This window comes from Collinsella sp. LCP19S3_F2, from assembly GCF_052121015.1.
Taxonomy (GTDB): Bacteria; Actinomycetota; Coriobacteriia; order Coriobacteriales; family Coriobacteriaceae; genus Collinsella.
Window position 1 is genome coordinate 1 of sequence record NZ_JBQKFA010000017.1, and the last position, 17,121, is coordinate 17,121.

General features: G+C 60.6%; 14 protein-coding genes and 1 tRNA gene. 8 read left to right on the forward strand and 7 right to left on the reverse strand.

All coding sequences use genetic code 11. The annotated features are described in order from the left end of the window. Positions 1–183 precede the first annotated feature (183 nt). The 4 genes from ACTQX9_RS09240 to ACTQX9_RS09255 form a co-directional block, all read right to left on the reverse strand. A tRNA-Glu gene (locus ACTQX9_RS09240) sits at positions 184–260 on the reverse strand. Between the two features lie 299 nt (positions 261–559). Further along, on the reverse strand, positions 560–2,737 hold the full coding sequence (locus ACTQX9_RS09245; RefSeq protein WP_441541331.1) for a MurT ligase domain-containing protein: 2,178 nt from the start codon (positions 2,735–2,737) through the stop codon (positions 560–562). Positions 2,738–2,782: 45 nt separating this feature from the next. Continuing rightward, positions 2,783–3,826, reverse strand: coding sequence for a hypothetical protein (locus tag ACTQX9_RS09250; RefSeq protein ID WP_441016443.1), 1,044 nt, complete (start codon positions 3,824–3,826; stop codon positions 2,783–2,785). After that, the gene (locus tag ACTQX9_RS09255) at positions 3,826–4,902 is read right to left on the reverse strand and encodes a hypothetical protein (protein ID WP_441541333.1); all 1,077 of its coding nucleotides are present in this window, start codon (positions 4,900–4,902) and stop codon (positions 3,826–3,828) included. Before ACTQX9_RS09255 ends, ACTQX9_RS09250 begins: the two co-directional genes overlap by 1 nt. A gap of 500 nt (positions 4,903–5,402) precedes the next feature. On the opposite strand from ACTQX9_RS09255, the gene ACTQX9_RS09260 reads away from it, so the two are divergent. From ACTQX9_RS09260 to ACTQX9_RS09280, 5 genes are all read left to right on the forward strand, one after another. Further along, complete coding sequence (locus ACTQX9_RS09260; RefSeq protein WP_117794788.1) at positions 5,403–6,617, forward strand: iron-containing alcohol dehydrogenase; 1,215 nt, start codon at positions 5,403–5,405, stop codon at positions 6,615–6,617. A 151-nt stretch (positions 6,618–6,768) separates the two neighbouring features. Further along, entirely contained in the window at positions 6,769–7,836 is a 1,068-nt protein-coding gene (locus ACTQX9_RS09265) for a glycerol dehydrogenase (protein ID WP_441541335.1), read from the forward strand. A gap of 151 nt (positions 7,837–7,987) precedes the next feature. Beyond that, positions 7,988–9,241, forward strand: a complete 1,254-nt coding sequence (locus tag ACTQX9_RS09270) for a 4Fe-4S binding protein (protein ID WP_441541337.1) — start codon at positions 7,988–7,990, stop codon at positions 9,239–9,241. A 114-nt stretch (positions 9,242–9,355) separates the two neighbouring features. Next, positions 9,356–10,432, forward strand: a complete 1,077-nt coding sequence (ychF, locus tag ACTQX9_RS09275) for a redox-regulated ATPase YchF (protein WP_089572784.1) — start codon at positions 9,356–9,358, stop codon at positions 10,430–10,432. A gap of 11 nt (positions 10,433–10,443) precedes the next feature. Further along, positions 10,444–10,827 (forward strand): DUF1648 domain-containing protein, encoded by a 384-nt coding sequence (locus tag ACTQX9_RS09280; protein ID WP_154517947.1) that lies wholly within the window; start codon positions 10,444–10,446, stop codon positions 10,825–10,827. Positions 10,828–10,836: 9 nt separating this feature from the next. Here ACTQX9_RS09280 and ACTQX9_RS09285 read toward each other — a convergent pair whose 3' ends face one another. Further along, positions 10,837–11,226 (reverse strand): hypothetical protein, encoded by a 390-nt coding sequence (locus ACTQX9_RS09285; protein WP_195838610.1) that lies wholly within the window; start codon positions 11,224–11,226, stop codon positions 10,837–10,839. A gap of 76 nt (positions 11,227–11,302) precedes the next feature. Here ACTQX9_RS09285 and ACTQX9_RS09290 point away from each other — a divergent pair, with 76 nt between their 5' ends. Further along, positions 11,303–11,521, forward strand: a complete 219-nt coding sequence (locus ACTQX9_RS09290) for a helix-turn-helix domain-containing protein (RefSeq protein WP_427719445.1) — start codon at positions 11,303–11,305, stop codon at positions 11,519–11,521. Between the two features lie 317 nt (positions 11,522–11,838). Here the strand turns inward: ACTQX9_RS09290 and ACTQX9_RS09295 are convergent, their stop codons facing one another. Beyond that, entirely contained in the window at positions 11,839–12,852 is a 1,014-nt protein-coding gene (locus ACTQX9_RS09295; RefSeq protein WP_441541339.1) for an asparaginase, read from the reverse strand. Between the two features lie 268 nt (positions 12,853–13,120). Here ACTQX9_RS09295 and guaA point away from each other — a divergent pair, with 268 nt between their 5' ends. Next, complete coding sequence (gene guaA, locus ACTQX9_RS09300; RefSeq protein WP_441541341.1) at positions 13,121–14,719, forward strand: glutamine-hydrolyzing GMP synthase; 1,599 nt, start codon at positions 13,121–13,123, stop codon at positions 14,717–14,719. Between the two features lie 129 nt (positions 14,720–14,848). Here the strand turns inward: guaA and ACTQX9_RS09305 are convergent, their stop codons facing one another. Next, on the reverse strand, positions 14,849–16,066 hold the full coding sequence (locus ACTQX9_RS09305) for an InlB B-repeat-containing protein (protein WP_441541343.1): 1,218 nt from the start codon (positions 16,064–16,066) through the stop codon (positions 14,849–14,851). Positions 16,067–16,298: 232 nt separating this feature from the next. Here ACTQX9_RS09305 and ACTQX9_RS09310 point away from each other — a divergent pair, with 232 nt between their 5' ends. Beyond that, complete coding sequence (locus tag ACTQX9_RS09310; protein WP_441541345.1) at positions 16,299–17,033, forward strand: helix-turn-helix domain-containing protein; 735 nt, start codon at positions 16,299–16,301, stop codon at positions 17,031–17,033. The last annotated feature ends 88 nt before the right edge of the window (positions 17,034–17,121 follow it).

Here is a 17,121-nt window from a genome sequence, read left to right on the forward strand (position 1 = left end):
CCCCCAGCGGGATATCCGCGTGCGGCTGGCGCCGCCCGCCTTCGCTGCGTCGCTTCGCTCCTTGCGTGCTGCGCTGGAAAACGCTTCGCGTTTCCTCAGCTCCGCACCCTGTCGGGTTCGAATCCCGGCGTTGGGGTAGAAAAAAGCCCGTCACCGTGGGGGTAACGGGCTTCTCGTTTCAAATGGTGCCCCCAGCGGGATTCGAACCCGCGATATCCACCTTGAAAGGGTGGCGTCCTTGGCCGCTAGACGATGGGGACAGCGGGAAAGAGTATAGCAGACTTTTTTGTCGGCGCGTATATCGTTGGCAAACTGGAAAACCACCACACAGGAGCTGGCCCTCTCCCCCCGATCTTCAAAAATCTCAATCTATAACATCTGGGCGGGTAAATCGGCCTTATCTGTTACAGATTGAGACAAAATGCAGGCGTCGGGACGAACGTCTCAATCTGTAACAGTAAGACGACCTTTGGCGGTCTAGATGTTACAGATTGAGACAAACCGCTGGGACGGGTCAAAACCACCACAAAGATGCCTGTCCCTTTGTGGTGGCGGGGCGTTAGGGGAGGAGCTTCATCGCGGCGTCGTGGGCGGCGTGCTCGTAGGTGTCGTCGAGGGGCTTGAGCGGCAGCAGGGCGGCGGCCTGTGCATCGCCACGGCGCTCGAGGGCATGGGCGATGAGCCAGTCGGCGAGCTCGGGGTTCTTGGGCAGTGCCGGTCCGTGTAGGTACGTGCCGATGACGCCCTTGTAGATGAGGCCCTCAAAGCCATCGTCGCCGTTGTTGCCGGTGCCCGTGACGACAGATGTTCCGAGCGGCGTGGCCTCTGCATCGAGCAGGGTGCGGCCGCCGTGGTTCTCGAACCCCACAAAGGGCTCGGGTGCCAGGTCGGTCTTGACGGCGACGTTGCCTATCAGGCGGTCGGAGCCGCGCACGGTCTCGGCGGCGATGACACCTAGACCCTCGATGCGATTCTCGCCCATATAGTACGAACGACCGAGCAGCTGATAGCTGCCGCAGATAGCGAGCAACGAGCCGCCGTCCTCAACATATGTCGCAACCTTGTCCTTTTGAGCGAGCAGCTCGTGTGCCACAGCCAACTGATCGCGGTCGGCACCGCCGCCCATCATGACGATGTCGGCGTCGGTAAGATCGAGCGTCTCGCCCATGCGGACCTCGTCCACGCACGCGGGAATGCCGCGCCAGGCGCAGCGGCGCTCGAGGGCGATGACGTTGCCGCCGTCGCCATAGAGGTTGAGGGCATCGGGATACAGATAGACGATGCGCAGCGGGCGCGGAAGCTCGACCGGCGCAATATCGGTGGGGACGGCGCTGCCATCGGTGCGTGTTACGGCGCAGGAGGCAACCGAGCTCGCATCGGCGTCTTTAAGTCCGTCGAGCTCTTTGACCAGCGGCGGGAATGCCGTGTAATTGGCGACGGCGCAGAAGGTGTCATCGGCGGCCTCATCTGCCACGGCGCCGATCGCCTGCTCGATATTCGAGATGATGGCGGCGTCGATGCCGGCGTATTTCAGGCGCACCTGCATGTCGTGCGCGCGCGTACCCCCGGCAAAGGCGACAAGCCCTGGGGTATCGGCGATGCGCTCGAAGTCGACGTCGTAGATCCACGAGACATCGTGGCCGTCGGCGTCGTTGTCATTCAGGAAGAAGGCGCATAGCCTGCCGCCTGCCGTTTTAATGGACTGGATCTGGCGATCGAAGCCTACGGGATTTTTGGCCAGGTTTGCCTCGACGGTACGGCCGGCAATCTCCCAGCGGCCCATGCGTCCGCCGGCGGGGACGTAGGCATCGAGCGTGGGCTGCAGATGCGCTGCGTCCACGCCCAACTCGCGCGCCGCAAAGAAGGCGGCGGCAACGTTGTAGACCATGTACAGGCCGTTGTAGCGTGTGGCGATGTGCGTTGCGGGCGCTTTTGCCTCGGGTCCAAAGGCCAGGTCAAAGCCGTAGCCGTCGCAGCCGAGCTCAACGCCTGTCACGCGACGGACCAGCGCGGGGCGACCCCAACCGCACGAAGGACAATGATAGGCGCCGAGCTGGCCGTACTGCACATAGTCGTACTCCAGCGGCGCGTTGCATTGCGAGCAAAAACGCGAGTCGCTAATGCGATCGGACTCGGTGCCCGTGGCGCCGTCGATGCCAAAGGCGATGCTCACATTGGGGACGCGTGCGGCGATCGAGGCGCAGAGCGGGTCGTCGGCGTTATAGATGAGCGTCGTTGCCGGCGAAAGCTCCAACGCGTGGGCTATGACGTCCTGGGTGTGGTCGATCTCGCCGTAGCGGTCCAGCTGGTCGCGGAACAGGTTGAGCAGCACAAAGTACGTTGGCTTGAGCTTGGGCAAGACGCGCACCGTGTAGAGCTCGTCGCACTCAAAGACGCCTACGCGCTTGCTGCTGTCGGCACGCTTAAGATCGCTGCGGCCCTCGAGCAGGGCACCCACCACGCCCGGCTCCATGTTGTTGCCGGCGCGGTTGCATACCACGGTGGCGCCGCTGGCGGCAACGGCGTCGGCGATGAGGTTGGAGGTGGTGGTCTTACCGTTGGTGCCGGTGACCACCACGCTGCGGTCGACAAGGCTCGCGAGGTCGCTTAGCAGCTCGGGGTCGATCTTCATGGCGATGCGGCCGGGGAGTACGCCGCCCTGGCGCTTAAGGATGGAGCGCAGCCCCCAGCGGGCGATATCGCTCGAAGTGCAGGCGAGAGATGAGCGGAAGTTCATGAAGCCGTTCCTAACGTGAATGACATGGTCGTGGCGATCGTGCCGTTAAAAGCCATAACGGCGCGCAAATTCCTGGGCAAGCTGCGATACGTCTTCGCAAGCGTTGGCCCAGGGGGCAAAGTCGGGAGTATCCGAGATGATACCGTCGGCCTCCCAAACTGCCTGGTGCGAAAGGTCCCAGGGGTCGTGCGGCTCGGGCCGGCAGGGAAGGTACGGCGTCTGATACATGGGGTTCAGCAAAAAGAACGCGCCGCCCTCGCAGCGGTTGGCAAACTCACGCAGGGCGCGTGTCGCCGGGCGCATCTTGTTTGTTTTGAACAGCAGGATCGTGCGGGCGAGTAGGTACCAGGGGGAGTTCTCGAGGGCATCGGCCCCCATCTGTTCCTCGAGCTGGTGGGCCAGGGCAAAAAAACCGTCCTCGTCTTCCAGACGAGCGAGGGCGAGTAGCACGGTGCCGGCAGCTCGGGTGGGATAGCCTTCCGCCTTAAGAACACGGCGAGAATAGTTGACGGCAGCACGGTAGCGAGCGCTCGCCATGCACAGCTGCGAGATGGCCTCGAGCGTGTGGAGCCACCCGATAAGCGCCGGCTCGCTCACGGTGAGATCGGCCGCCGTCACGCCGTCTGCCAGCACCTTGTTGGTCCAGTAGTGCGGGGCCTCCATATCGAATCCGGGCACGCTTTGCCGTAAGTAATCGGCTGTGGTCGCCTCGAGCTTCATCAGGTCGCCCAGGCAGGCGTCGACGGGCGTGTCCGCCAAAATGATGGCAAGCAGCTGGGCATCGAAGACATACGCATCGACGCGGACGATCTTGAGCAGCTCATCGCGCATATCGTCGAACAGGCGGTTGCGCGTCTGCTCAAACTCCTCATCGCTGCCCATATCCTCGATACGATGGAGCTCGTCGAGCAGGTGGCGGTGAACACCGGCATAGGAAAGCAGTGCCTGGGCATGCTCGGTCTGCGCATACTTATGAGGGTTGACGCTTACGTCGTTATGGACAAGATCGCGTGCTGCATCGGTGAGTTCGGGGTGCGACGCAACGTAGGCGCGCTCCAGGTAGGCGGGGATGTAGACGCTCGGATCCATTAGAGGTCTCCTCCCTTAAACGGCAAGCCCTGCTCGGCCGCCCGCAGGATGCGCTCGTCAATCTGGGAACGCACGATATCGTTGGTGGCGACCCAGGCGGCAAAGCTGGCGTTGTCGGGGGCGCCCAAGCCCTCCTGCAGTACCGGCGTCGCTTCGGACAGCGCAAGGACAAGCTCGTCGGTGGAGCCCACGCCCACGTTGACGCGGGCATAGACGCCATCGGGAAACTCGGTTTGAAAGTAAAGCGCCTCGGCTGCGTGCGGGCACGAGCGCGCAAGGATGCGCAAGTAGTGCTCGGCGCCCTCGTAGTCCAGCTCGCGCCAGGCAGCGCTCATCAGCGCGATGAGTGTCCACGGGTCTAAGTCGCGCTCCGCGTCCTTGGGACGACGACGCAGCGGCGTGTTGGCAAGATAGGGGACGGAGTGGGCAGAGCGAAAGCGTTTGAGCTCCTCGGCGGGGTATTCGAGTTTTGCCATGGCGAGCATCGCAGTGTGGCGGACACCGGCCGGATCGTTGGGGGCAAAGTCCAGGCTGCGGTTTGCGGTTTCGAGCGACAGGCGGTAACGGCCGCTAATGAGGGCGCGCGACGCAAGGGCGGCAAGCCAGCGCAGGTAGGGGCGGCGTGTAAGGTCGCCTGCGGCCTCGCGCTCGTAGGGGTCCTGCGCCGAGGCGATCTTGAGTGCCAGGTCGTGCTCGACTTCATCGCACTTGGATACCAAGTACTGTACGTACTCCTCGTTGGAGTTAGCGGTGAGGGCGGTCAACATGCGCTGAGCGTCCCAGTTGGTCGGGTCGAGTGCGGCTGCCTCGCAAAGCATGTTTTCGGCAGCGGCCTCTTCTTGCTCTGCCTGGGTATCGTCAGGGATAAAGGGAATGCGGTAGTCGACAGCCTCGACTACCTTGGCAATCAGATGTCCGGCGCGGTCGCGGTCGTGCACGATGAGCGGCGCGGGGTTGCGGGTGAATTGTTCCATCAGACGCTCTACGGCAGGGCCGTCGGTGAGCGGGATATTGTCGCGGCGCAAGGCCTCAAGAACGAGGCGATGGCAATCTTCTTGAATGGGATCGAATGCCATGGGGCCTCCTTTGCTGCGGTTAGGGTTCAAATGTCTCTATATAAGGTTCTAGTTTACCCGCATGAGGCACATTGGGAGTGCCGCACTTGGACATGCACCTTTGCACCACGAAGACGGATGTCGCACAAATGTCGGCACCTTGGACGACCGAGTGGTATCACGGTGCCGCAAACGGTCGATTTTTGGCGGCGAACGGTGTGTCTTTTGGAGGGGCACAGTCCTGCCCTGGATATGTGGTCAACCTTGATAAAACGTTTGCCCAGCTTGGGAGTATGAATGCCGCATAAGGGTCTTCAGGGATAGAAAAAACGTTTCATCATTGTCGGCTTTCGGTAAATAACTGACCAACCAGAACGGTAAAATAATATTTGTCTGAGCGTTGAGACGTTTAGACATCGCGCATTGTCATCGCCGGCAACGCGCAAAACGGTCCTAACGGAGCCAATCGGGTGCTCCGTTATATACGCAAGTCTAAGAGGGGCTTGTTTAGGAGGCACAGTATGGGACGTTTTACCAATCCTCGCGATCTGTACTTTGGTGAGGGCGCTCGCCACGAGGTGAAGAACCTCAAGGGCAGCAAGGCCATCATCGTGACCGGCGGCGGCTCCATGCGCCGCGGCGGTTTTTTGCAGGACGTCGAGGCCGACCTCAAGGAGGCCGGTTTCGAGGTCAAGTTGTTCGAGGGCGTCGAGTCCGATCCGTCCGTCGAGACGGTCATGAAGGGCGCCGAGGCCATGACCGAGTTCCAGCCCGACTGGATTATCGCCATTGGCGGTGGCTCGCCCATCGATGCCGCTAAGGCTATGTGGCTGTTCTACGAGTATCCCGAGGAGACCTTCGAGGAGGCAGTCGTCCCGTTCTCCTTCCCGGAGCTCCGTCAGAAGGCTCACTTCTGCGCCATCTCCTCTACCTCCGGCACCGCTACCGAGGTAACCGCGTTCTCCGTCATCACCGACTACGCCAAGGGCATCAAGTACCCGCTGGCCGACTTCAACATCACCCCTGATGTCGCCATCGTCGACCCCGAGCTCACCTACACCATGCCCGCCAAGCTGTGCGCTCACACCGGTATGGACGCTCTGACTCACGCCATCGAGGCCTACGTCTCCACCGCTGGTTCCATGTACACCGACGCCAACGCCCTGCATGCTATCCGCGAGATCGTCGAGTGGCTGCCCAAGTCCTATCAGGGCGATCATGAGGCCCGCCAGCACATGCACGACGCCCAGTGCATCGCCGGCATCGCCTTCTCCTCGGGTCTGCTGGGCATTGTCCACTCCATGGCTCACAAGACCGGTGCCGCCTTTGAGGGCGACCACATCATCCACGGTTGCGCCAACGCCATGTACCTGGGCAAGGTCATCCAGTTCAACGCCAAGGACGCTCGCGCCAAGAGCCGCTACGCCTTCATCGCCAAGGAGATCCTGCACCTCGCCGGCGAGACCGAGGACGAGCTGGTCGAGGCTCTGGTCCAGGAGATTCGCGACCTCAACGACAAGCTCGACATCCCGCAGGGCATCAAGAACTACGGTGCCAAGGGCGTGAAGGCCGACGAGTCCATCATCGATTACGATGAGTTCGAGGCTAAGAAGCACGACGTTGCCGCCAACGCCATCCTCGACGCCTGCACGGGCTCCAACCCGCGCCAGCCGTCTCAGGAGGAGATGGAGCAGCTGCTCGAGTGCGTCTACACCGACACCCCGGTCACGTTCTAATCGGCACACATTGTTCTGATAAGGGTCTCGCGCTCTGTGCGCGGGACCCTTTTTCTATGGTGCAATCTAACCTGTCCTCAATGCGCCAAGTTGCCACAAGGGGACAGGTGGCTTTGCACCAATCGTTGTTTGATGAAGGGCGGATTCTCGTATGGCGCTTCCTATGGTTTATGGCGGTCCCGGCCGGTATGTTCAGGGGCCGGGCGAACTTTCGCGTCAGGGCAGATATTTGTCATGGTTGGGCTGCGCTGCCTATGTCTTGTTTGACCAGGGCACCGAGGATCGGCTGTGCAGGCAGATCGTCGATGGATTTCTGGACGAAGATCTAAGCGAGCCGTTCTTTAAGATTTATGACGGTCCGTGTACGGAAGAGGCCGTTGTCGAAATGGCTAAGGAAGCCCAGGCTGAGTATTGCGACATGGTGGTGGGTATTGGCGGCGGCAAGATGCTCGATATCGCCAAGGCCGTTGCGTTTTATGCCGAGTTGCCGTTGTGCGTATGCCCCACGGCGGCTTCGATGGACGGTCCGTGCAGCGCGATTTCGGTGCTGTATCACGAGGATGGGTCGTTCGACCGCTATCTGATGCTCGAAAAGAATCCAGATTTGGTTGTGGTCGATACCGGCGTGGTCGCGGCGGCTCCGCTGCGTATGACGGTCGCTGGTATGGGCGACGCGCTGGCAACGTACTTCGAGGCGCGTTCGTGCGCCGCGGCGCACGGTACCAACGAGCACGGTGGCGCGTCGGGACACTTGGCCTTGGTCGCGGCTCGTGCCTGCTATGACACACTCATGGAGTGCGGCGTCGCTGCCAAGCGCGATCTTAAAAAGGGTCGTATATCGCCGGCGGTTGAGCGCCTGATCGAGTGCAATATTCTGCTCTCGGGTGTTGGCTTTGAGAGCGGTGGCCTAGCGCTTGCCCATGCCATCGCCAACGGCCTGACGATTCTGCCCGAGTGCAAGGCCATGCATGGTGAGGCCGTGGCATTTGGCCTGGTGGTGCAGCTTCGTTTGGAGTGCGCGCCCGAGCTTGATCAGGTGCTCGAGTTTTGCCAGCGCGTGGGTCTGCCGACGACACTCGAGGAGCTGGGCCTTGGTGAGATTTCCGATGATGACCTGCTGAGCGTTGCGGACGCAACTTTTAAGAACGAGCGCAATATGGCTAACGAACAGGCCAAGGTGACCAAACAAAAGCTCGTGCAGCTCATGTGCGAGGCATAGCTTGGCGCTTGATTGACCTTGTGCAATCGAGGCGGCGATAGGCCATAGGCTATTTGTCTCAATGATGCGCCGCATGTAATTTGCCCGAGGCGTGGGCCGATGGCGTATCATTATCTCTTGCTTGTTTGCACTGCTCAGGGAGGGGCCGCGCATGGCGCAGGAACACGATCTGTTTGATGACATTATCGAGATCAGCAAGGGTTTCGACTTTCTTAAAAACCCGCTTGGCGGTGTGACCGATGCGCTTGATCCGTCGGCGCCGCAGTGGAATCCCGCCGACTACAAGGAGCGTCCGCGCGGCAACACCATTCCGTGCCTGACCTGCAAAAACGAAAAGAGTGGCTGCTCCGCGTGCATGGATGTGTGCCCGGTCAACGCTATCGAGGTCGAGGAAGACTCTATTGAGATTCTCGACTCCTGCCGCAAGTGCGGCCTGTGCGCCGCTGCCTGTCCGACCGAGGCGATCATCTCGCCGCGCCTGGCGCCCAAAAACCTGTATGACGACATTGTCTCGGCAGCAACGAGCCACGAGACCGCCTACGTCATCTGCACACGCGCCCTCAAGCGCATGCCGCGCGAGAACGAGGTCGTCGTTGCCTGCGTGGGCGATATTACGGCCGAGACCTGGTTCTCGGTACTGGCGGACTATCCCAACGTGAGTGTGTACCTGCCCCTGGGCGTGTGCGATAAATGCCGCAACACCGGCGGCGAGGATATCCTGGGCGAGGCGATTGCGAAGGCTGAGGAGTGGTCTGGCACGGGTATGGGCCTGGAGATCGACCCCAAGAGCCTCAAGTGCCATAAGCTTCGCGAGTACGAGCGCAAGGAGTACATGGAAAAGATTGCCCGCACGACGGGTCTGACGGTGACCAAGCTCAACCCGGCGACGGCGGCGCTGGCCTCGGTGACGCAGAAGTTGAAGGCCCATCGCCATCAGATTACCCAGCTGGAGCGCACGCTCAACACCATGTGCGGCACCACGACGGCAAAGCGTCGCCGTTCGCTCACGCATGGGCGGCAGCTGGTGCTTTCGACACTGCAGAACCATCCCGAGCTTGCCCAGAACATGCAGGTGAGTACGCCTGAGTGCGATTTTGACAAGTGCACATCGTGTGGCGAGTGCGTCAATGTATGCCCCACGTTCGCCTGCGATTTGGTGGGAAGCGGCCGCTTCGCGTTGGAGTCCACGTATTGCTTGGGCTGCGGTGCCTGTGTCAAGGTTTGTCCCGAACATGCGCTCAAGCTGGTCGAACACGATGCGTCCAACTTGGTTGTCGTCGACCCCGAAGCCGAGGAAAAGGCCGCTCAGAAGGCCAAAGCCCACGAAGAGGCCCAAAAGGTAAAAGCCGAGGCGAAGGCCAAGCTCGACAAGATGCTCGACCAGGTGGAGAAGCTCGCGGACTAGCCAGCTACCCCAATCTCTGCTTCATTTGCGCCGCCGCGGTGTCCGGATTCGCCCGGATGCTGTGGCGGCGCTATACTTATGCAGTTTGAAGTACCTGTACCAAAAGGAGCTGTCGTGTCCCTTTCCATCGGTATCGTGGGCCTGCCCAACGTGGGCAAGTCGACGCTGTTCACCGCGCTTACCAAAAAGACCGGCCTTGCCGCCAACTACCCGTTCGCCACGATCGACCCCAACGTGGGTATCGTCGATGTGCCCGATAGCCGCCTGCAAAAGCTCGCCGACATTGTCAACCCTGGCCGCATTGTGCCGGCTACGGTCGAGTTTGTCGACATCGCGGGCCTGGTGAAGGGTGCCAACGAGGGCGAGGGCCTGGGCAACCAGTTCTTGGCAAACATTCGCGAGACCGACGCTATCTGCGAGGTCGTGCGCTATTTTAAGGATCCCAACGTCATGCGTGAGGTGGGTCGCACGGGCGAGTTCGTCGATCCCGCCGGCGATGCCGACACCATCATGACCGAGCTCATCCTGGCCGACATGGGCACGCTCGAGAAGCAGCTGCCTAAGCTCGAGAAGGAGGCCAAGCGCGACAAGGAGCTCATGCCCAAGTTTGAGGTCGCCAAGCGCCTGCTCGCCTGGCTCAACGAGGGCAAGCGCGCCGCGTCCATGGAGATGACCGACGAGGAGCGCGCCGCTGCGAAGGGCCTGTTCCTACTCACCATGAAGCCCATCTTGTATGTGGCCAACGTGGACGAGGACATGCTCAACGAGGACCTGGCGCCCATCGATGGCGTCAAGCCGCTGCCGATCTGCGCCAAGATCGAGGCCGAGCTTTCCGAGCTCGATCCCGAGGATGCGGCCGACTACCTGGAGAGCCTGGGCCTGGAGCAGCCCGGCCTGGACGTGCTCGCGCAGGCAGCCTACAAGCTGCTCGGTCTGCAGTCGTTCTTTACGGCTGGCGAGATGGAGGTCAAGGCCTGGACGGTGCGTCAGGGCGCGACCGCCCCGCAGGCCGCCGGTGTCATCCATACCGACTTTGAGCGCGGCTTTATTAAGGCCGAGGTCATTGGCTATGACGACTACATCGAGCTCGGTGGCGAGCAAGGCGCCAAGGCTGCAGGCAAGCTGCGCATCGAGGGCAAAGAGTATGTCATGGCCGATGGCGACGTCGTGCACTTCCGCTTTAACGTGTAAGGACGGCGAGCATGTTTAAATATGGAAAAAAAGCTGGCTACATGGGCATCGCGCTGCTGGTGCTTGCAGTGCTTCCGCTGGTGGTCGCAGCGTTTGTAATCCCCAACATTGGTCCCGAGGTGGCAACAAAGTTTAATGCCGCCGGTGAGGTGACGCGCTGGGGCAAGAGCTACGAGCTGCTGGCGCTGCCGGTGCTCAACCTGCTGCTGAGCGTGGCGACGTACTTTACGGCGGGACGCCAGGCAAAGAACAATGAGGACTCCGCCGCCATGGCGCGCATCGTGTGCGAGCGCTACCTGCGAAACGGCTGCATCACGGGCGCATTCCTCAACGTAATTAACGTCTACTTTATGTATTCGGCGATTACCGGCACAGGCTTTGGCCTGGGCTTTTAGCTTGCGCCTTTAGGCAACGAGCCTGCAAGCATATTCGATGGCTGCTGCGAGGCCGCCGCTCGATCGTGGTTGAAAGACCACATCGGCGGCGGCCTCGTTTTCGTATCCGGCACCGCGAAGGCAGAGCGCGATACCGGCTTCCAAGAGAAGGGGCAGGCCACACTGGCTGGTTGCGATTACGGCAGCCTGATTGAGTGAGCAGCCGTGCGCTTGGCATTGGATGGCAAGTTCACCTTGCGCCGGGCAAGGGACCAAAACGGCGGCGACGCGACTTGATAGCAATGCAAATGCTGTGCGCTCATCGGGCGAAAGGCACTCTGCCTCAACGACGACAAGCTTGGGCGGTGCGCTGTTTGTGCGAAGCGTGGCTCGGTACATGCGGACCGAAGAACCCGACATAGAAAACTCCTGTATATTGGGCAAAACGTAAACTATAGTTTACGTTTTTGTTTTGCTCCATTTCAAACTCGTCTGCATGAACGAACATGCGAAACAGATTCTTGGCGAGCGAGTCGAGCGGACGCGCAAGGCCCTTGGTATCTCCAAGGTCGATTTTTGCGTGGCGGTTGGTATCAGCCGACCTTATCTCGATCAAATCGAAAGCGGAACGGCAAACAGCACGCTCGAGATTTTATTTAAACTTGCGCCCGCGCTTGGTATGACGGTGTCAGAGCTTCTCGAGGGCATTGAGTAGGCGTTTTTGCTAGATTTGTCGTTTGCTGAACGGGTCCCCCCGACGGCGGCGTGCAAAAACCCGAGTATTCAGCATCCCTCAATAAATTGGCAGCAACCGAAGGCGCAAATACGATGCTTGCTGTTTTGGATTATCCACAAAATTCATTATTATGAGGAATAATAGACGCGTGGGACGAGCCTATCGAACCGAAAAGCGATTTACAGCTAGCGGTTTTAACGTTTCCGGAAGGGGCGGGTGCTGAAAACTCCGCTTTTTGCACGTTCCGAGAGGCACCACGTGCCCCACAAGGCCCAAAGAGGCGGATTTTGTTTTAGCTACACCATCGGGATGCGGTCATGGTTGACCTGGCTGTAGAACAGGCGCTGAATCTCGGCCGCATCACGTGACTGGCCGAGCGCCCACATGGTCTTGGCCACGAGCGTTTCGGTGGTCATATCGTCGCCGCGCAAAATACCCGGATGGTCGGCGTAGGCACGGCCGACCTCATAAACACCCAGATCGAGGCCCTCTTCGGGGACCTGTGTGGTCATAACGACGGTGCGACCCGAATCGACCCAGCGGAAAATCGCCTCCTGGAATGACTCGCCGGACTCGCCAAACTCGGGAATACCGCCAATGCCAAAGGTCTCCAGAATTACGGCGTCGTAGCTATCGGTCAGGGCGTCCAATATGCCTGGATTCACGCCGGGCGTGAGCTTAAGGACAAACACGCGCGGGTCGATACTGTCGTAGAAACGAACCGGGCTCTCATTCTGGTGGGTGCCGTGGAGCCCGTTGCGCACGATGCGGTCGTTGCGGATGTAGGCAATGGGCGGATAGTTGACGCTGATGAACGCGTTAAAGCTCATGGTGCGCTGCTTGCGGGCGCGCGTGCCGGCGATGGCCACACCGCCAAACACGATTGAGACGTCGTGCGAATGCTCGTCGAGCGCATAGAGCAGGCTCTGGTACAGATTGAGCTTGGCATCGGTAAAGGGGTTGCCCATGGGCTTTTGCGAGCCGGTGAGCACGATGGGCTTGGGGCTGTCCTGAATCAGGTAAGAAAGCGCCGCCGCGGTGTAGCTCATGGTGTCGGTGCCGTGCAGAATCACGAAGCCGTCGTGGTCAGCATAACCCTCGACGATGACGTCGCGGATACGCATCCAGTCACTCGGACGCATATTGGTGCTGTCGATGTTCATGGGCTGCATGACGTCGAGCTCGCAGAGGCCCGAGATCTCGGGGACGCTCTGGGCGAGTTCCTCACCGGTCAGGGCGGGGGAGAGGCCGTTGCCGTCCTCGGTCGATGCGATGGTGCCGCCCGTGGCGATGAGAAGGATGCGCTTCATGTTGGTGTTCCTATCGTATTTGCCGCCCCAGAGGCGGAGTCGTTCGGCAGTATTGTGGCACAGGGCGTCCAATGTTCAAACGTATTACATCATCTGTAACGTTTGGTAACACTTCAATTGCCGTCAAATAGGGGCCCAGGTCGTGCGTTTGCCGTGCGCTGATGGCTGCGAGGGACGAGAAACCCCATATAACGTGTACACTATGAAAGTTATTCTCGTTTATTCGCGCGGGTGGGCATCGGCTCCCCGCCAACAAGAGGGGGAAACCATGGATCAAAAGGCTTCCGCAAAGGTCCTCGTACTCGACTTTGGTGCGCAGTACGGTCAGCTCATTGCCCGTCGCGTCCGCGACCTCAACGTGTATTCCGAGATTGTTCCCTGCGACATCTCGGCCGATGAGATTCGCGAGATGAACGCCTCTGCGCTCATCCTTTCCGGCGGCCCGGCCTCCGTGTATGCCGAGGACGCTCCGTCCATCGATCCTGCCATCTTTGACCTGGGCCTTCCCGTCCTGGGCTTCTGCTACGGCCATCAGATCACGGCCGTGACGCTCGGCGGCAAGGTCGGCCACTCCGAGGTGGGCGAGTACGGCCGTGCTACCATCACACGCACTGCCGGCGCCAAGCTCTTTAACTCCACGCCCATGCAGCAAACCGTGTGGATGAGCCACCGCGACGCCGTGTCCGAGGTGCCCGAGGGCTTTACCGTTACCGCCAGCACCGACGTGTGCCCGGTTGCTGCCATGGAGTGCCCCGAGCGCAAGATTTTCACCACCCAGTTCCACCCCGAGGTCAAGCACTCCGAGTACGGTCAGCAGCTGCTGAGCAACTTCCTGTTTGAGATCTGCGGCCTGGAGCCCAACTGGAGCATGGACAACCTGGTCGAGACCATGACGGCCGAGTTCCGCGAGAAGGTCGGTAACGACCGCGTGATTTTGGCCCTGTCCGGTGGCGTCGACTCCTCCGTCGTGGCTGCGCTGGGCGCTCGCGCCGTGGGCAAGCAGATGACCTGTGTGTTCATCAACCACGGCCTGCTGCGCAAGGGCGAGCCCGAGCAGGTGGAGGAGGTCTTCACCAAGCAGTTCGATGTCGACTTTATCCACGTTCACGCCGAGGACCGTTATGCCGAGCTTCTGGCCGGCGTGATCGAGCCCGAGGAGAAGCGCCGCATCATCGGTACTCAGTTCTGGAAAGAGTTCTTCGCCGTGGCGCAGCAGCTCGAGACCGATGGCAAGCCGGTCAAGTACCTGGCTCAGGGCACCATCTACCCCGACATCATCGAGTCCGGCGCTCGCAAGACGGGCGGCAAGACGGCCACCATCAAGAGCCATCACAACCTGATCCCGTTCCCCGAGGGCGTACACTTCGACCTCATTGAGCCGCTTGATCACTTCTTTAAGGACGAGGTCCGCGCGCTTGGTCTGGCACTGGGCCTGCCGGGTCATATCGTGTTCCGTCAGCCTTTCCCGGGCCCGGGTCTGGCCATCCGCATCATCGGTGCGGTCGACAAGGAGAAGCTCGAGATCCTCAAAAACGCCGATGCCATCGTGCGCGAGGAGCTCGACGCCTACAACCAGCGCCTGTTTGAGCAGACCGGCGAGCGCAACTCCGAGCACAGCTGCTGGCAGTATTTCGCGGTCCTGCCCGACATCAAGTCCGTTGGCGTTATGGGCGACGAGCGCACCTATCAGCGCCCGATCATCCTGCGTGCCGTCGAATCCAGTGATGCCATGACCGCCGACTGGGCCAAGCTGCCCTACGATGTGCTGGCCCGCATTTCCGGCCGCATCGTTGCCGAGGTCCCCGGCGCCAACCGCGTGTGCTATGACATCACGTCCAAGCCGCCCGCGACCATTGAGTGGGAATAGGAGAAAACTGGGAATAGAATTCCCAATTTTAGTAGGAACAGCGTAATTAGGTACGCGAATGGGGAGGGGAGTCCCGCGGGACTCCCCTCTGTTTAGATCGAGAATTAGAACGGTAACGTCACGTATGCTTTATACGTGCTTGCATTTGCGATACGCGGCTAACGCGATGCCGACTGCTATCAGGGCTGCTGCACTGAAGCAAAGGGATGCCACGAGTGCCATCTGGTTGTCACCGGTCCGGGGGATTGTTGAGTTGGTGGGAGCGGAGTCGGCATTCTTCTCCCACTGGGCGTACAGGGTGGTGTCCTGGTCTGCGTTCTTCTTGGGGTCGAAGGCCTGCTTGCCTTCCTTGTCGTAGGTCCAGCCTTTGAAGGTGTAGCCTTCAGCGGTGGGATCATCGATAAGGGTGATGGGCTTGCCCCTCTTGGTCTGCTTGGTCACACTGTCGCCGTGGCCGTTCATGTCGAAGGTGACATCGACCATTTCGATGATGGGAGTGGAGGGAGCTTCCCAGACAGCCGTGAAGGTGATGTTTTCTTTAGCGGTGTATTCGCCTTTAAGGGGATCGGTGCCTTCGGAGCCCTTAGGAATCCAGCCAACGAATGTGTAGTCGCCGTCAGTGCCGAGGTCAGGGAGTTCGACGACTTGGCCCTTGTTCACGGTCACGGCTTCAGGTGCGGTCCCGAATTCGGATTCGAAGGAAACGGTGACCTTTTCCTTTTCGGTCCATTTGGCGTAGACGGTCATGTTCGTAGCGGCGGTGCCGTTGAACGAGGTGGTGAGGCTCTCATCGGTGAACCAGCCGCCGAAGTCATAATTCGGGTCTGTGGGCTGGGGCAGGGTGACGGACGTCCCCTTCTTGACCGTAATGGGGTTGATGATCTGGGTTCCGTGGCTGTTCATATTGAAGGTCACGGTGACGGTTTCGTAAAGCTCTGCTTTAGTGAATCGGGTAGTGGGTTTCGAGCCTTCAATGGAAGATCCTGCTTGATTGGTAGGAGAAATAGGCGAATCAAAACGGGCGGTTAATACTGATCCATCTTCCGTTGTCAACTCGAGGACAGATGGGGGAATTGGACCTCCGTCGTTATTCGTGATATGGGCCTCCAGGTGATCGTTCAAGCTATCTATTTTTATTTCAAGCGAAAGGTTCTTTTCATTTGCTTCAACGACGCCATATCCCGGCTCTTTGACTTCATTCCAAGTGGCAATGGGTCCCTCGCCTTCAGCCCAAGCGTAATTCTGGGCGCCGGAGAAGGTGAAAGCGCAAACGCCGACGATGGCTGCGAGCGTGAGGAAGAAAACCGTCCGGCGCCTGGCCAAGGTCTCTTTAACCTGTATCTTCATCGTATCCTCCAATTCAAGCGTGCGTTCCCTATTGCAACATTGCATTTCATGTTAACAGAGAATTATTTTCGGGCATGTCCCTTGCTCGGCTCGGGCTTGCTCTGGGCGGGGATGCCTTGATTATCAACTTTATCCGAACACCTCCCACATTCATCCGCACATGTGCGGATGAATGTGGGAACCCGATACCCTGAGGGCCGGATCGGCCGGCCCCGGGAGATCGGAGGACGGCATGTCCGGAAAGAAGAAAAGTGGCTCCGCAAGGGCGGTCCCGAGGGCCTACGGAAGGCTCACGAGGCACGAGCGGGACACGGTCCAGAGGATGCTGGAGCGCAGGGCGTCGTGCAGGGAGATCGCGAGGGAGCTGGGCAGGTCGCCCTCGACGGTGAGCGCCGAGGTGGCGTCGCACAGGTTCGTGACGGCGCCGAAGGCCAGGCGCGGCGAGCGCGTGGACGCCTCCGCCGACCTGTCGGCGGCCTGCCCGCGCCTGGCGGCGTGGCCGCGATGCTGCAACGGCTGCGGCCGGTACCGCGCGATCGGCTGCAAGCGCCGCCCCCACGTCTTCTACGAGGCCCGGGCCGCGCAGCTGTGCGCCGACTCGGTCCTCGTCTCGTCCAGGCGCGGGATAGACGCCGACGAGCCCGCCGCGGCGGCCAGGCTGGAGGCGATAAGGGACTGCCTGCGCCGGGGGCTGTCGCCCGAGCAGATGGCGGCGCGCAACGGCGGCCCGGTGGACCTGTCGCCGTCGACCATCTACCGCTGGGTCTCGGCGGGCTACGACGGCATGACCAACATGGAGCTCAGGCGCAAGGTCGGCTACAGGCCGAGGAAGCGCGCCGCGGGCCGGGCGGCGACCCGCCACTCCGCCCGCAGGTCGCATGCCGCGTTCCTCGCCCTCGGGGAGGACGCGTGCGCCGCGGCCTGGGAGATGGACACCGTCGAGGTGTGTTTCGTCAAGAGGATTTGAGCAAAAAGATCATCGGAAATTGAGCAGCCTGAGCATCGGAAGCGCGCACGCTTTTTGAGCGGCTAGCCCTCCTGCATGAGGGCATGGC

Excerpts from the sequence above, each read along its gene's own strand:
- ACTQX9_RS09245 (WP_441541331.1), bottom strand. The coding sequence starts at position 2,737 with ATGAACTTCCGCTCATCTCTCGCCTGCACTTCGAGCGATATCGCCCGC.
- ACTQX9_RS09250 (WP_441016443.1), bottom strand. The coding sequence starts at position 3,826 with ATGGATCCGAGCGTCTACATCCCCGCCTACCTGGAGCGCGCCTACGTT.
- ACTQX9_RS09255 (WP_441541333.1), bottom strand. The coding sequence starts at position 4,902 with ATGGCATTCGATCCCATTCAAGAAGATTGCCATCGCCTCGTTCTTGAG.
- ACTQX9_RS09260 (WP_117794788.1), top strand. The coding sequence starts at position 5,403 with ATGGGACGTTTTACCAATCCTCGCGATCTGTACTTTGGTGAGGGCGCT.
- ACTQX9_RS09265 (WP_441541335.1), top strand. The coding sequence starts at position 6,769 with ATGGCGCTTCCTATGGTTTATGGCGGTCCCGGCCGGTATGTTCAGGGG.
- ACTQX9_RS09270 (WP_441541337.1), top strand. The coding sequence starts at position 7,988 with ATGGCGCAGGAACACGATCTGTTTGATGACATTATCGAGATCAGCAAG.
- ACTQX9_RS09280 (WP_154517947.1), top strand. The coding sequence starts at position 10,444 with ATGTTTAAATATGGAAAAAAAGCTGGCTACATGGGCATCGCGCTGCTG.
- ACTQX9_RS09285 (WP_195838610.1), bottom strand. The coding sequence starts at position 11,226 with ATGTCGGGTTCTTCGGTCCGCATGTACCGAGCCACGCTTCGCACAAAC.
- ACTQX9_RS09290 (WP_427719445.1), top strand. The coding sequence starts at position 11,303 with ATGAACGAACATGCGAAACAGATTCTTGGCGAGCGAGTCGAGCGGACG.
- ACTQX9_RS09295 (WP_441541339.1), bottom strand. The coding sequence starts at position 12,852 with ATGAAGCGCATCCTTCTCATCGCCACGGGCGGCACCATCGCATCGACC.
- guaA (WP_441541341.1), top strand. The coding sequence starts at position 13,121 with ATGGATCAAAAGGCTTCCGCAAAGGTCCTCGTACTCGACTTTGGTGCG.
- ACTQX9_RS09305 (WP_441541343.1), bottom strand. The coding sequence starts at position 16,066 with ATGAAGATACAGGTTAAAGAGACCTTGGCCAGGCGCCGGACGGTTTTC.
- ACTQX9_RS09310 (WP_441541345.1), top strand. The coding sequence starts at position 16,299 with ATGTCCGGAAAGAAGAAAAGTGGCTCCGCAAGGGCGGTCCCGAGGGCC.